This is a genomic window from Anaerolineae bacterium (assembly GCA_013178015.1).
Lineage (GTDB): Bacteria > Chloroflexota > Anaerolineae > DRVO01 > DRVO01 > Ch71.
The window spans coordinates 1-14,633 of sequence record JABLXR010000073.1 but is presented as its reverse complement, the minus strand read 5'-3'; the positions used below and the strand labels follow the sequence as shown (position 1 = coordinate 14,633).

Genomic DNA, 14,633 nt, shown 5'->3' with positions numbered 1-14,633 from the left:
GCCAGTTGGCCCGCCACCGCGTTCGGGCGGCGCGGCGGGCCAGCGAGACGCGAGGCCGCGGCCGAGTCAGCCCCGCCGCGGCCTCGTGCCGGGCACCGGGGCTACGCTCCCCGGGAGAGGGGCGAGCGGCCGATCAAGGGCTGGAGGCGAGGCCAGAGGTGAGCGGCCGCCAGCCCGACGGCGAAGCCTACGGCCATGTTGGTGGCCACGGAGATAGTGGCGGTGAGCAGGCATAGAGCCAGCGGCGCCCCCCGCAGCTTGAGCACCGGCCGGGCGAACTGGAAGCCCACCACCAGCATCATGCCGCCAACCAGGGGCAGGGGAAAGGCGCTGAGCAGGCCCAGCAGCGAGCGTCCCAGAAAGACGCCCAGGGCGACCTCGATCAGCCCCTCCAGGATGTTGGTGCCCCCGGTGCGGGCCCCGAAGTAGTACTGCCCCGCCAGGCCGCCCGACCCGTGGCACATAGGCATGCCCCCGAAGAAGGACCCAGCCACGTTCATGGCCCCCATGTTCACCATCAACCTCTCTTCTGAGACTGGCTTGTCCGGGAAGGGGTCCCGAATCATGGTGGCGGTGGCCAGGACGGCGTTAGTGAGGGTGAGGGGGATCTGGGCGAATCCGGCCCAGATAAGCCCGTGCCACACATCCTGCAGGCTGGGTACGGCGAAGGCAGGGAGGGCGAGGGAGAACGCCATCCGCCCGGCCAGGTCCCCGCGCAGGGCCATGAGGCCCACGCCCAGGGCCATGATGACCAGAGCCGAAGGGGAGTAGGGGTGGTGGCGGAAGAGGAAGATGATCACCAGAGCGGCCAGCATGAGCCAGGGCTCGGAGGCCGACATCTCCACCGCCCCCAGCGCCAGGCCCACTCCCAGCACCAGTTGGATGCCGCGCACGATGTAGACGGGGGTGACGCGCACCAGTTGCCTCACGAGGCCGGTGGCAGCGATGGCGAACCAGATGAGGCCGAGCCCTAGGCCGGAAGCCACCACGGTGGAGGCCGGCCAGCCCTGGGCGATGGCGGCAGCGGAGACGACCTTCTTGGGCTCCACCGGCATGGGCAGGCGGTAGATGAGCCCGGTCGCGATGTTGGTGAGTCCTAGCATGACGAAGAGGCCGGTGGGGTCCATGCCGTTGACGGCGATGAGGCCGATGGCCAGGGGGAAGAGGGTACCGAAATCGCCCATGGAGCCGGCCAGCTCCCGCAGGTTGAACTCGAAGTCGCGGTAGCGCCGGGGATCGCGCTCCATCAGCGACTTCCTTTCACCGGGGCCGGAGCGTCGGCCGGTTCCGCAGGCGATGCCAGCGCCTGGCTGATGGCGCCCAGGCAGCGCTCCAGGGCGGCTTCGTCCAGGTAGTAGTGAGTGCGCACGCCGGTGGTCCGGGGCACCACCAGCCCCAGTTCCTCGAAACGGCGCAGGTGCTGGGAGACGGCCGCCTGGCTCACGCCCAGCCGGCAGGCCAGGGCATTGACGCACATGGGCCGACCTCCGGTCTGGGCGCGCAGCAGCCGCAGGAGGCGCAGGCGCGTCTCCGAAGAGAGGAGGCGGGCGGTGGCCAGGGCCAGATCGTCGGGGGAGCTGGGTTGGTTCATAAGCGAGTGGTTATGAATGTAGCAGCTGGACCGCTGCTGGGCAAGCAGGATAATGCCGGTACGACAGCCTTGGTCCGGTAGGTGGTGTCTGTCCGACGGGCGCCTGTGGGCGCGGGTTACTCGGAGTGAAGGGAGGCCGACCGATGTGTGCACGGCCGAGGGGCGCCTCTGGCGCCGTCCGTGCCGTTCGGGACCGAGGGCGGTTGCGGCGCAGACCCCACTTGCCACACTCGCCCCCCACGTGCCTCACCCGCCCCCCCACTTGCCATACCCGCGCCCCCCTGTCATGCCGAGCGGCAGCGAGGCATCTCCGGCTGGCCGCATTTGCCTAGCCCGGCGACGCCATTCCGACCGCCTGTCATGCCGAGCGGCAGCGAGGCATCTCCAGACCGCGTTTGAGGTCCTTTATCCTTGCTGGGGGATTCCTCGCCCCTACGGGGCTCGGAATGACACGAAGGGGCAGGGGCTACTCAGAGCTGCGCTACGCTGACCGCTCCTCGCCGACATGCAGGTGTAGGGGCGGGCCACCGCGCCTGCGCCCGAGCGGACGCGGTGGTCCTGCCCCTACTTGACGCCGAGGTCACAGCGGCGATGATGCCGGTCATGCTCAGATGCCACAGGGCCACACGCCGGCTACAGGCGGGATGACGTACCGGAGCCAGCGGGGTGGTCGCCGTCCGGGCCATCTAGAGTGGCAACAAGGTGGAACGGATGCCTATGAGCGAGGGAGGTAAGTGATGCGGCTTGGGTGCTGTGCTCCACCGGAGAGGGCTTCGGTGGCGGCCCGATCGGGTTTCGCCTACCTGGAACCCAGAGTGGGGGCCCTGGCCCCGCAGGAGTCGGACGAATCGTTCGCGCCTATAGGGGCAGCATTGACGCAGTTGCCCCTGACCTGCGAGGCCTTCAACGTCTTCCTCCCCGCCGACCTCAGCGTGGTCGGCCCAGGGGTGGACTGGCCAGCGCTACAGGGCTACGTGTGCCGTGCTCTGACCCGAGCCGCCGGAGTCGGGGGCCGGGTGGTGGTGTTCGGCAGTGGGGCATCGCGGCGGAGGCCGGACGACTGGGATGCTGAGAGAACTCGGGAGCAGCTGGTGGCCTTCTGTCGCCTGTGTGCTGACACCGCCCAAGGACTGGGACTGACGGTGGTCATCGAGCCCCTGTTCACCAAGGCCACCAACACGGTGAACTCGGTGGAGGAAGCGGTCAGGCTGGCTCGGGAGGCGGGCAGGGAAGAAGTGGCGGTCCTGGCCGACCTGTTCCACATGGCCATGGAGCGGGAGCCGATGCAGAACCTGGTGGCGGCTGCCCCCTTGCTGAGGCACGTGCACGTTCCCGTTCCCGACGAGCTAGCTCAGAATCCGGAAGGGCCGGGCTTCGATCACCGGGAGTTCTTCCGCACTCTGAAGCGGATGGGCTACGACGGTCGCATCTCGGTTGAGGAGAACGGAGGCCGTTTCCGCGACTTCGGGGAAGAAGCACCGCGGGTGCACCAGTACCTGGCTGAGCTCTGGGAGTCCGTCTGAGGGGGGGTCGCAGCAATCGGAGGGCTTTCCCGCATCTGCCGGTCTCCCCCTCTCCCCCTCACCCCGTCTCCGCGTCTCCCTCCGCCACCGGCAGGGTGAAGTGGAAGAGGGACCCTTCACCCTCGGTGCTCTCTACCCAGACTCGGCCGCCGTGTGCCTGCACCAGTTGCTGAACGATGGCCAGGCCCAGCCCCGAGCCGCCGGTGGTTCGGGTACGGGAGTCGTCAGCGCGGTAGAAGCGGTCGAAGATGTGGGGTAGGTGTTCTTCGGGGATGCCAACTCCGTCGTCCTGCACTGTCACCTGGACCTCGGTGCCCGACACCCTCGCTATCAGTGAGACGTGACCACCGCCCGGGGTGTGAGCCACAGCGTTGCTCAGGAGGTTGCGCAGCACCTGCCCCACCCGGTCCGGGTCGGCATTCACCAGGGGCAGGTTCGGGGGGAGGTCTGTCGCCAGGGAGATTCCCTTGGTAGCGGCTTGTTCCCTGAAGGCGGCGAGGGCTTTGGACACCGTCTCCGGGAGGGCCAGGGGCCGGCGATAGAGCTTCATGGCTCCCGCCTCAGCCAGGGAGAGCTCCTGGAGGTCGTCCACCAGCTTGCTGAGGAGGAGGGCTTCCTCGTGAATGGAGACGATGGCCTCCGGCGAGGGCTCGATGACGCCGTCGCACATGCCCTCCAGGTAGGCTCTTAGGTTGGACAGGGGGGTGCGGAGCTCGTGGGCCACATCGGTCACCAGGTTGCGTCGGGCCTGTTCTAGGCGGGCTAGGCTCTCGGCCATGGAGTTGAAGGCCCGGGCCAGTTCGCCGATCTCGTCGTCGGAAGTCACGGCCACGCGTCGGCTCAGATCTCCTTCGCCCACGGCCCGGGCAGCCTGCGTCAGCGCCTCCACCGGCCGGAGGATGCGGCGAGAGAGCCCCAGGGCGAGGAGGACCGCCGCCGATCCGGTGACTGCCACTGAAACCAGCAGCGATCGGTTCACCGAGGTGAGAAACGAGCTCTCGCGGTTGCCGTTCTCAGGGTTGTCCGGCGGCCTCAGGAAGACGGCCCCCACCGGCCGGCCCCCCAGCACGATCAGACCCGGTGGCTCCGGGGGCATCCGCTGCAGCCACTGCCCGGAGAGGGTGCCGGCGGAATCGGCCACCACCAGCCCTTCCGGGTCGGTCAGTATGACCCGATCTCCGCCCAGTTGGGCCATCTGCTCTACCAGCGGCTGCACGCCATCCCACCGTCCCTGCCGATCGTAGTACGTGGCCAGGTACGCCTGAAGCCGGCGGAAGCGCACCAGGCCCCCGTGTTCGACGTATCGCTGGAACTCGTTGCTGGTGGCGCGACTGGCGAACAGGGCCACCGTGCTCAGGGCCAGCGCCACCACCAGGGCCATGGCTAGAAGCAAGCGTAGGCGCAGGCTACGAAACACGCTGCTCCTCGGAGAACTTGTAGCCCACCCCGTAGACCGTCTGAATGTAGGTGGGCCGAGAGGGGTCAGGCTCGATCTTGCGCCGCAGGTTCATCACGTGGACGTCCACCGTCCGCTCCAGTCCCTCGTAGTCGTACCCGAACAGCCGCTCGAGTAGGTCGAAGCGGGTGAAGACCTTTCCCGCTTCGGACATGAGAGTGGTCAGAAGCTTGAACTCAGTGCGGGTGAGCGTCACTGGCTCGCCGCCCACTTTGACCTCGTACCGGACTGGGTCAACCGTGAGCGCCCCGTACCGCAAGACGCTGGGCTCCTCTCCCGACTCGGGGCCCGCGCGCCGCAGCACGGCCCGGATCCGGGCCAGGAGCTCCCGTGGGCTGAAGGGCTTGGTGACGTAGTCGTCCGCTCCCTCTTCCAGCCCGAGCAGCTTGTCCTCTTCGGTGGTCCTGGCAGTGAGCATGATGATGGGCGTCCGGTTGCCCTCCGACCGGAGCACATGACAGATGTCCAGGCCGTCCATGCCCGGCAGCATCAGGTCCAGCACTACCAGGTCCGGGCGCGCTTCGCGGGTCAGCTCCAGAGCGCGGCAGCCGTCCTCGGCCGTGAGCACCTGATAGCCGTCCTTCTCCAGGTAGGCCCTCACCACCGCCACTATCTTGGGGTCGTCATCCACGACCAGTATTCTTGGTCTGGTCATCTCGCCTTCTCGTCGAGGAATGGAACGCTGATGCCGCTGATACCACGCTGATCTGCGCTGATCTTTCCCTCGTTTCTCTCTCCGATCGGCGTGAATCAGCCTCTCATCGGCCTCATCTCAGTCCTATCCGACAGCCCGGGCCTGGAGCATTTCGATCAGCCGCTCGATGATCGCGGTGTTGGCCCTGCCGCCCATCATGCGTTCCGCTGCGCCTCCGCTGGCTTCTCTGGTGGCTCTCATGGCGGCGATGTCGGCCTCGGAGAAGGACGGCATCGCTCCCCCGGGGATAGCCACGCCACCACCGCGGAACCCGCCCTGTCCCTCAATCACCCCCGGGGGCTGTCCCTGGAAGGCACCGGGAATCTGCCCCTGAGTTCCCTCACCGGACGGTCGCGTCTGCATCTCAATGCCCAGGGATTGCATTAGCTCCACCATCTGCTCCGGGGTCAGGTTCATGTCGCGAATGGCCTGCATTTGCTCGGCAGTCATGCCTTTCTCCAGTTGCGTCAGCACCGCGTTTATCTCGGCCTGGGCGGAGGCATCGCTGCTGTACAGGGCTTTCAGCATCTGCCACAAGGGCAGCAGCTTGGCGGCCTGTTCGGGGGTCACCGCCATGCCTGTCCCTTCCAGGTAGAAGGTGCCGAGGGCCAACCGGTTCGCCCCCAGCCCCTCGTTCTGTGAAGGCGGAGCGGCAGGCGCAGCCTTGCCCGCCAGGGCCGAGCCCACGTTGCCGGCCCCGATGAGGAAATAGGTGGCCAATGCGGCGATCATGGCCAGACCCACGACTCCCCCAGCTATCCAGTAAGATCTCTTCATCGCTTGTGCCTTCCAGTCAGTTTCTCTGTCGTCCGCAGATCGCGCTTGCGAGCTACCCCTCACTCGTATCGCAGAGCTTCGATGGGGTCCATCTGGGCGGCCCGGTTGGCCGGGTAGAAGCCGAAGAAGATCCCCACCGCTGAGGCGGCGCCGAAGGCCAGCACCACTGAGTCAGGTACGATCAGTACCCGCATGCCACCCAGGGTGCCGGCATACCTGGCGATGGCGTAGGCGGCGGCCAGCCCGATCAGCCCCCCGCCCAGGCTGAGGGTGAGCGCCTCCAACAGGAACTGGCGGCGGATGTCCCCGGGTCGGGCTCCGATGGCCTGGCGGATGCCGATCTCGCGGGTGCGCTCGGTCACCGAGACTAGCATGATGTTCATGATGCCAATGCCACCCACCAGCAGGGACACGGACCCCACCCAGGCCAGGAGGCTGCGAAAGGCGGAGCTGGTCGCCTGTCGCGTCTGGATGATGTCGTCCTGGGTCTGGACGAGGAAATCGGGCTCGTCCACGATGTTGTGGCGCTTGTTCAGCAAGGAAGTTATCTGCGCTATAGCTGATTCCATGGTTTCCTGGCTCTCTGCCTTGACGTAGAGAGAGCGCAGGGAGTTCCCGATCATGGCGGCCATCATGGAAGGCGTGAACTTCTGGAACACCAGGGTGATGGGGGCGTAGATGCGGTTGTCGTAGTCCGTCTCGGCCACGGTACCCTTTTTGGCCATGACCCCCACCACCAGCAGCCTAACGTTGCTCGCGCCCACCGTGATGCTCTGGCCGATGGCGTCGCCCTGGGGGAAGAGCTCCTCCGCCACGGCGTATCCCAGCACAGCCACCTTGCTGGTGCGCTGCACGTCCTGCTCGGTGAGGAAGCGGCCCTCGCCCACCGCCACGTCGCGCACGATCGGGTAGTCGGCGGTGGCGCCCACCAGGAGCGTGGTTATGGTGGTGTTGCTGTAGCGCACCGTCTGCTCGGGCATGATCTGCTCCGGGGCCACACCGGCGATCCCCCTGACCTCCTGGGAGATGGCGACAGCATCATCGTAGGTGAGGCCCGCTCTGCTGCCGCCCGCGGCTCCGCCTCGCATCCCCATGGCGGGGCCGAAGCGAGCGGAGCTGACGATGATGAGGTCTGAGCCCAGGCTGTTGATGGTCTCGGCGATGGCAGCCTCGGTGGCCTTGCTGACACCCACCATCAGGATCACGGCTGCTACCCCGATGACCACCCCTAGCACCGTGAGGAAGGAGCGCATCTTGTTGGCTGCCACCCCCTCCCAGGCTGTCTGCAAGGTCTGCCAGGTGCTCATCATCTCACCTCGTCGGCTACGATCTCTCCGTCGTGCAGGCGAACGATCCGCCGGGCGAAGGAGGCGATGTCGTCCTCGTGGGTAACCACGATGAGGGTCACCCCCTGCTGGTGTAGCCCCTCCAGAAGGGCCATGATCTCCAGGCCGGAGCGGCTGTCCAGGTTGCCAGTGGGCTCGTCGGCCAAGATGATGGCTGGGCTATTGACCAGGGCCCTGGCGATGGCCACCCGCTGCTGCTCCCCGCCGGAAAGCTCGTTGGGGCGGTGGTGGGCTCGATCTCCCAGCCCCACCGCATTCAGAGCTTGCTGGGCTCGCTCCTCGGGGCCTTCTTCATCCCCTCTGTAGCCATCAGGAGAGTAGAGCAGGGGCAGGGCCACGTTCTTGAGGGCGCTCATGCGTGGAAGGAGATTGTAGCGCTGGAAGACGAAGCCGATCTTCTGGTTCCGGATCATGGCCAGCTCGTTTCTGTCCAGCTCGCTGACGTCCTGGCCCTCCAGCAAGTAGCGTCCGCTGGTGGGGCGGTCCAGGCAGCCGAGGATGTTCATGAGGGTGGACTTGCCAGACCCGGAGGCACCCATGACGGCCACGAAGTCGCCCCGGTCGACCCGAAGGTGGATGTGTTGCAGGGCCCTGACCTCCACCTGACCCATGCGGTATACCTTGCTCACATCCTGGGTCTCGACGACTGGCTCTCCTCTGACGGCACCGCCAGATAGCCTGTCGTCAGAGGACACGGCCCTGCCCATACTGCCGTGTGAGTTCTCGCCCAGGTTGGATCGGACGGCGGGGTCTACGGCCTTGTCGTCGAGAGAACTGGGTTTCGGCTCCATTTTCGATTCACACTAGCAATTGGCGCGGTCGGCGCTGCTCATGACACGCCGCTCACCAGACTATTGTAGGGGCGAACCTCGTGTTCGCCCGCGGTCCGGGCGGGCGAACACGAGGTTCGCCCCTACGGCAGCGGGTGCCATAGCGGTGGCACACGGGGCGCTCGGTGGCTGGCCCGGGTCGTTCATCGCCTGCCCTCGTCGAATCACTGGGGGCTGGCGGCGACCGACACTGCGATCTGCCGCTCCATGCCGTTACGGATCACGGTCAGCTCCACGATGTCGCCCACGACGGTCTTGGTCTCCAGGTACACGGTGAGCTCCTCCTGGTTCCTGACCGGGACTCCATTGACAGCAGTGATGATGTCCCCATCTACCGGGATGCGGTACCGGCCCAGAGTAACCTGCCGCTGTGCCCCCCGGATGCCCGCTCTCTCGGCGGGGGATCCCCGCACCACGCTCACCACCATGAGGCCGGCGTCCACGGGCACGTCCATGCCCGCTTCCCTCAGAATGCGGATCGCGGACGAGGTCAGATCCACCGTCTCGAGGCCGAGCCACGGGTGATCGTAGTAGCCCTGCTCGATCAGGGCGGGCACTACCCGCGCCACCGTGCTAGACGAGACGGCGAAACCGATGCCAGCCGAGGCGCCGCTGGGGCTGATTATCTGGGAGTTGACCCCCACTACGCGCCCGTGCAGGTCCAGGAGCGGCCCGCCTGAGTTGCCCGGGTTGACGGCGGCATCGGTCTGGATGGCCTCGCCGATGAAGCCGGCCTCCTCCGGGCTCTGGATCACCCGCTCCAGGGCGCTGATGACGCCCACGGTCAGGGTGTGATCGAGGCCATAGGGGTTGCCGATGGCCAGGACAAACTGCCCTACCCGCAACTGCGAGGCGTCGGCCAGGGTCAGCGGCTGGGGCAGGTCGGCGCCGGCCTCCACCTTGAGGACGGCCAGGTCGTTGGTGGCATCCACCCCTGCCACCTCAGCCTCGTATGTGCGCCCATCGGCGAAGGTCACCAGGATGTCCTGGGCGTTTCCCACCACGTGGTAGTTGGTGACCACATGCCCCGCATTGTCCCAGAGGAAGCCGGATCCGCTGCCCTCCTGAGGGATGGCTCGCAGGAAGAAGTCGGTGACGATGCGCCGGCTGGTGATGTTGACGACCGCCGGGGCTGCCTCCTCGTAGACGGCGATCACCTGGGCCTCCAAAGCGTTTGCCGCCTCGGACTGGGGCAGCGGAGCGGGGGTGGCCACTGGCGGGGCGGTGGCGACGGTACCTTGCGCCGACGACACCGAGGAACCAGTCGGGACCGGACCCAGCTCAAGCCACAGTGCCAGTGCCACAATGAGTAGTGCCACTGCCGACAACCATCGCCCGATGGCTTTCATGGGCTGCTCTCCTCACCCAAAGGTGTTGGCTCTTGTGTCAGCAAGGGGTTCCATCCGACAGGCTCAGACGCCTGTGTCCACTGTGCCGGTAGTTACCACCTCGCCGGGCTCGAGCCCACTGACGACCTCATAGTATAGGTTATCGCTCAGGCCCACCTGAACCGGACGCAACTCTAACTCACCGTCTTGCCCCACGACGAACACGGCGTACTGGCCGGCCCCCATCTCCCGCACCGCCTCCATGGGTACCAGCACCACTCCCTGGCGCTCGGCGGCGATGACCTCGACGGCAGCGTTCATGTCGCCCATGAACTTGGCTTGGCTGCCTTCGGGGACCTCCAGGCTGGCCCAAGCGGTGACCACGGGTACCCCGGAGACGGTCCTCAGGCCTGGCTCTATGCGAGTCACCTGGCCGGTGAAGTTCTGGCCGGGAAGGGCATCGAAGGTGACCCTTACTTCCTGGCCCAGGGCAAGGAGGCTGATCTCCGTCTCGTCTATGTAGAAGCGCACCAGAACGTGATCGAGGTCGGCCAGGCTGATAACGGCGCCGGTGCCGACTGTCTGCCCGACGGTCAGGTCCAGGGCGGTAATGGTGCCGGCGATGGGCGCCTTGAGCTCGGTGGCCTCCAGCTGACGCTGGGCCTGTTCCAGGCTGAAGCGGGCCTTCTCCACCTCCAGGGCGGCGCTCTCCCTCTCCAGATCCGTCGGCCCGGCCAGGAGAGCGTCCAGTTTGGCCTGGGCGGAAGCCACCTGGGCCTCGGCGGAGGCGAGCTCCGCCGCCGTCGGGCCGGCGAGGAGCTTCTCCAGGTTGTTCCGCGCTTGAGTCACCTGGGCCAGAGCGCTCTGCAACTCGGACTGGCTAGCGCCCTTCATGGTAGCGTCGTAGCTGGCCTGGGCCACCTCGTACTCGCGTAGGGCTCTGTCGTAGGCGGCACGTGCGGCGGCGCTCTTCTCCGGGTCCTGGGCTGCCTCGGCGTACTCTATCTGAGCTTGCTGCAGGGACAGGCGAGCGTTCTCCAGGCTGGCCCGGGCGGAGAGGGCTTTCTCCTCGGAGGGTCCGGCCAGCAACTCGCGGTACTTCTCCTCGGCGGCGGCCAGAGAGGCCCGGGCCGTGGCCAGCTCCTCCTCGCCGGGGCCTGCCTGCAGGGAGGCCAGGTTCTCCTGCGCTGTGGCCAGGTTGGCTTGCGCAGTGGCAACCTCGTCGGCATCTGGCCCTTCTTCCAGTTGGGCCAGTTTCAGCTCGGCCAATCTGAGGCCTAGCTCTGCTTGCGTCACCTGTGCCTCGGCATCCGCTCGGTCCAACCGAGCCAGGATCTGCCCCGCTTCTACCCGGTCGCCCAGCTGGACCAGGACCTCCGTCACCCTGCCGCTGGTCTCGAAGCCGATGTCCATCTCGGCCCCGGCGACCAACGAGCCGGCACCGGTGAGGGAGATGCGCATGTCGCCCAGGCGGGCACGGGCGGTGCGCATGGCGGGCTCGGTGGCGGTGGCGCCGGAGAGCTGCCCACCCCGGTAGTACCAGGCGCTGACGGCCAGGGCCGCCACCGCCACCAAGCCCAGGGCCACGATGTAGGTGCGGTTCTTCTTCCTGCGTCTCATTGCTCCCTCGGCAGCGAGGCTGACGTGAGTATGGTACGACGGCGTAGGGTTCTTATGAAGATCGTATGAAGTTCTAGTGAAGACAGGTGGTCTCTGCTGGAACGCTGATGACACTGACACCGTACGCTGATCTTCGCCGATATTCGTTCGTCTTCCTCTCCATGTGAATCAGCGTGAAGCTGCGGCCTATCAGCGTTCTGTAGAGCGATGACGGGAAGGGAGGAGCGGGTCTCGCGACCGCGCTCCTCCCTCCGGGCCAGGGAAACGGAAAGGCAGGGCTAACGAACGAAGGGCCGAAAACCGAGCCTACCTCCGTGCCAGCCACGTCCGTCCCACGGGCCCGGTCCGAACGGGTTGGTCAAGGTGAAGGGGGCCACAGCCTGCTCCCGAGCCAGCAACCACTCGGCCTGGGCCTCGGTGATCCTGCCCTCTTCCAGTGCCCGCTCGACCGCCTCCTTCTGGAAGTCGAGCAGGGCGTCGATGAGCTGTTGATCGCTCACCCCTCTCTCCGCCGCGATCTCGGAGAGGGTTTTGCCGGCGGCCCGTTCGGCGTGCAGCTCCTCAGCGGTCATGCCCAGCAAGTCGGTGATCGCCTCCGGGACCGGGGCGAACCAGCCCATCTTGGCTCCGCGGCCGCCAAATCGGCCCCGGGCGAACAACCTATCGAACTGCTCCCAGGTGATGCGGCCCTCGGCCTTCGCCTCTTCCACGGCCTCCCTCAGGGACGAGAGCAGCGCGTCGGCCAGGTCATCATCGCTCAGGCCCTTCTCTGCTGCGATCTCGGCCAGGGTCTTGCCGGCGGCCTGCTCCGCCGCGATCTCCTCCGGTGTCATCCCCAGCAGATCTGTGATGGCATCGGAGAGGAGCCCAGCTCCGGAGCAGACGCGGTGCCAGACTCCCCCCAGGAACGGTCGTGGCCCGGGCGTGGGCGACGCCTCCGGTTCCTGGGCAACCGCCGTTCCCACCAGGAAGAGGCTGAGCGCCGTGACCAGCAGCGCCACCGCCCCCAACGACAGTGCCTTCTTCATAGGTCGCTACCTCCATCGTTCACTGGACTCACGCTGTGGCTTCCACAACGCTCCTCCAGTGTAGCTGACCTCGATGAAGAAATGGTGAAGCTCCGGTGAGGACGGCGTAAGCTTGGCCGGCCTCTGCGGCCAGGCGGCGGGCCGGGCTCGACTGCCGACGCCAGGCGGGCTATCCTGAGGCCAGCGGCAGACGGATGAAAAGGAGGAGCTCATGGCCGACGAGCGAGCCTACGAGGGGTACACTCTCTTCTGCCACACTCACGAGACCCCCGAGGAGGGCGCCGGCGGAGTGGCCCACATGTACCTGATTGACATGGAGGGCCGGCCGGCGCACGAGTGGACCGCCAAGACGGCAGTCCAATTCCTGCAGCTCCTGCCGAACGGCAATCTGCTCTACTCCACCCGCGACCGCTCCAGCATCGAGCAGGCCGGCCTACGGGAGGTTGACCCCCAGAGCAACGTGGTCTGGTCCTGTCACTGCCGCATAGACCACGATTACCGGGTGCTGGAGAACGGCAACCTGCTCATTCACTGCCTGATGGACAAGATGGTGCCGGAGATTGGACCGGAACTGAAGCGCTGCCCCTACCTGATCGAGATCACCCGCGACAAGAGGCTGGTGTGGGAATGGTTCGGCGAGGAGCACTACCGGGACTTGCAGCGGTTGCTCGAGGGCGACCGCTGGGAGTACGTGGGGCAACGCATCCAGAAGGACTACCCCTTCGACTGGGCCCACAACAACACCACCCAATCCATGCCCGATAATGCCTCCGCTGCGCGAGACAGCCGGTTCCGCGCGGGCAACATCCTCTTCAGCTATCGCAGCCTGGACGTCATCGGGGTGATTGACCGGGACACGGGCGACATCGTCTGGGCCTGGGGCCCAGGGGTGCTGGACGGGCAGCATCAACCCACCATGCTGCCCGATGGCAGAATCCTGATCTTCGACAACGGCACCCGGCGAGGCTGGTCTCGGGTGGTCATCATGGACCCCTTGGCGGAGGAGATCGTCTGGGAGTATCAGGCAGACCCCAGGGAGAGCTTCTTCAGCGCTTACATCTCGGGGGCACAACTCCTGCCCAACGGCAACCTGCTGGTGTGCGAGGGCGCTCCCGGCCGGCTGTTCGAGGTGACGCCGGACAAGGAAGTGGTGTGGGAGTACCGCAGCCCGTACCCTGCCCGGCATGGCATCTACCGGGCCGCGCGCTACTCGCCGGAGTACGTGCGCCCGCTCCTGGGATGAGCGCCGGGGAGCAGGACCAGGGCGCCTCGCCGCCGCGGCGGACTCGGACACCGAGAGAGCCAAGGAGTAGGAGACACGCATGATCGTAGACGTACACACCCACCTGACCGCCGCCGCCATCGGCAGGACCATGGACGGTCCCGAAGAGCCGCCCTTCCCCGCCTACGCCTTCGCCCCTTCCTGTCGGGAGGCGGTGAACAAGGTACCCAACCTGGCCTACCTGGACACGGCCGGGGTGGACATGGCGGTGCTGCTGCCCCTGCCGGTGCCGCCGGGCGCCCAGGTGCCCCCGTTCGTCACTACCGAGACCGTCCTTGAACACGCCCGCGAACACCCGGACCGCTTCATTCCCTTCGGTACCTTCGACCCTCGGCAGCCCGGTCTCGCCTATGCCGACGAGGTGAAACGCCTGGTGGACTCCGGCTGCCGCGGCTTCGGGGAGTGGAAGCCGAACCCTCCGACCGACTCGATGCGGGTAGACGATCCCCGCATACAAGAGGTATACGGCCTCTGCGGCGAGGCAGGCCTGCCGGTGCTGCTCCACCTGGACGACAACATCAACCGGGACATTGACGGGTTCGAGGAGATGGTGCGCGCCTTCCCGCGGACTCGCTTCATTGCCCACGGGCCGGCCTGGTGGGCCCACATGGCGGCCAACCCACCCGAGGGCACCGCCTATCCCGAAGGGCCGGTGGAGGAGCCGGGGCGCGTGGATCAGATGCTGGCCCGGTACCCCAACCTGTACGCCGACGTGTCCGCCGGGTCCGGACTGCGAGCTCTGAGCCGCGACCTGACCTACACCCTGGCCTTCGCCCGCCGGCACTGGCGCCAGCTACTGCTCGGCACCGACTTCCCCTGCCGTAACGGCCGCGCCGGTACCACCTTCGGCGTGGACCGGGCGCACCGGGACCTGATCGAGGAGCTGGACCTCACTCCGGAGGAGCGCAACGCCATCCTCGGGGGGAACGTGCTGCGGATTATCCGCCCGGTGTAGACGCGGAGACGCGGAGAGGGGGAGACGCGGAGAGGGGGAGACACGGAGAGGGGGTGACAGGGAGACGGGGTGATGGGAAGATGGGGAGAGGGGAAAAGGGAGAGAGGGGGTGATGGGGAGGCAGTGAGACGTGAAATCGGGAGTGACGTTCGCATCACCCCTCTCCCTGTCTCCGCGTCCCCGCGTCTCCCTGTCTCCCCCTC

At 66.8% G+C, this 14,633-nt stretch carries 13 protein-coding genes; 3 read left to right on the top strand and 10 right to left on the bottom strand.

What is annotated here, in order from left to right; genetic code table 11:
• Positions 1-101 precede the first annotated feature (101 nt).
• Complete coding sequence (locus HPY83_18625) at positions 102-1,247, bottom strand: hypothetical protein (GenBank protein ID NPV09964.1); 1,146 nt, start codon at positions 1,245-1,247, stop codon at positions 102-104.
• Entirely contained in the window at positions 1,247-1,591 is a 345-nt protein-coding gene (locus tag HPY83_18620; protein NPV09963.1) for a helix-turn-helix transcriptional regulator, read from the bottom strand. The genes HPY83_18625 and HPY83_18620 overlap by 1 nt, the downstream gene beginning before the upstream one ends.
• 776 nt (positions 1,592-2,367) lie before the next feature.
• Here HPY83_18620 and HPY83_18615 point away from each other — a divergent pair.
• Positions 2,368-3,114: a TIM barrel protein gene (locus HPY83_18615; protein NPV09962.1), complete on the top strand. Its 747-nt coding sequence runs from the start codon at positions 2,368-2,370 to the stop codon at positions 3,112-3,114.
• Positions 3,115-3,172: 58 nt separating this feature from the next.
• On the opposite strand, the gene HPY83_18610 is transcribed toward HPY83_18615, so the two are convergent.
• From HPY83_18610 to HPY83_18575, 8 genes are all read right to left on the bottom strand, one after another.
• Positions 3,173-4,531, bottom strand: coding sequence for a HAMP domain-containing protein (locus HPY83_18610; protein ID NPV09961.1), 1,359 nt, complete (start codon positions 4,529-4,531; stop codon positions 3,173-3,175).
• Positions 4,521-5,225 (bottom strand): response regulator transcription factor, encoded by a 705-nt coding sequence (locus HPY83_18605; GenBank protein ID NPV09960.1) that lies wholly within the window; start codon positions 5,223-5,225, stop codon positions 4,521-4,523. Before HPY83_18605 ends, HPY83_18610 begins: the two co-directional genes overlap by 11 nt.
• A gap of 123 nt (positions 5,226-5,348) precedes the next feature.
• Entirely contained in the window at positions 5,349-6,041 is a 693-nt protein-coding gene (locus tag HPY83_18600) for a hypothetical protein (protein NPV09959.1), read from the bottom strand.
• Between the two features lie 59 nt (positions 6,042-6,100).
• Entirely contained in the window at positions 6,101-7,348 is a 1,248-nt protein-coding gene (locus HPY83_18595; GenBank protein ID NPV09958.1) for an FtsX-like permease family protein, read from the bottom strand.
• Positions 7,348-8,094 carry an ABC transporter ATP-binding protein gene (locus HPY83_18590; GenBank protein NPV09957.1) on the bottom strand — a complete coding sequence of 249 codons (747 nt, stop codon included), beginning with the start codon at positions 8,092-8,094 and terminating at the stop codon, positions 7,348-7,350. Before HPY83_18590 ends, HPY83_18595 begins: the two co-directional genes overlap by 1 nt.
• A 287-nt stretch (positions 8,095-8,381) precedes the next feature.
• Positions 8,382-9,566 (bottom strand): PDZ domain-containing protein, encoded by a 1,185-nt coding sequence (locus HPY83_18585; GenBank protein ID NPV09956.1) that lies wholly within the window; start codon positions 9,564-9,566, stop codon positions 8,382-8,384.
• A 63-nt stretch (positions 9,567-9,629) separates the two neighbouring features.
• Positions 9,630-11,165 carry an efflux RND transporter periplasmic adaptor subunit gene (locus HPY83_18580; protein ID NPV09955.1) on the bottom strand — a complete coding sequence of 512 codons (1,536 nt, stop codon included), beginning with the start codon at positions 11,163-11,165 and terminating at the stop codon, positions 9,630-9,632.
• 278 nt (positions 11,166-11,443) lie between these two features.
• Positions 11,444-12,193 (bottom strand): hypothetical protein, encoded by a 750-nt coding sequence (locus tag HPY83_18575; protein ID NPV09954.1) that lies wholly within the window; start codon positions 12,191-12,193, stop codon positions 11,444-11,446.
• Between the two features lie 211 nt (positions 12,194-12,404).
• Here HPY83_18575 and HPY83_18570 point away from each other — a divergent pair, with 211 nt between their 5' ends.
• Together HPY83_18570 and HPY83_18565 are read left to right on the top strand one after the other, a co-directional pair.
• Positions 12,405-13,436: a hypothetical protein gene (locus HPY83_18570; GenBank protein ID NPV09953.1), complete on the top strand. Its 1,032-nt coding sequence runs from the start codon at positions 12,405-12,407 to the stop codon at positions 13,434-13,436.
• 79 nt (positions 13,437-13,515) lie between these two features.
• The gene (locus HPY83_18565) at positions 13,516-14,430 is read left to right on the top strand and encodes an amidohydrolase family protein (protein NPV09952.1); all 915 of its coding nucleotides are present in this window, start codon (positions 13,516-13,518) and stop codon (positions 14,428-14,430) included.
• Positions 14,431-14,633: the final 203 nt, after the last annotated feature.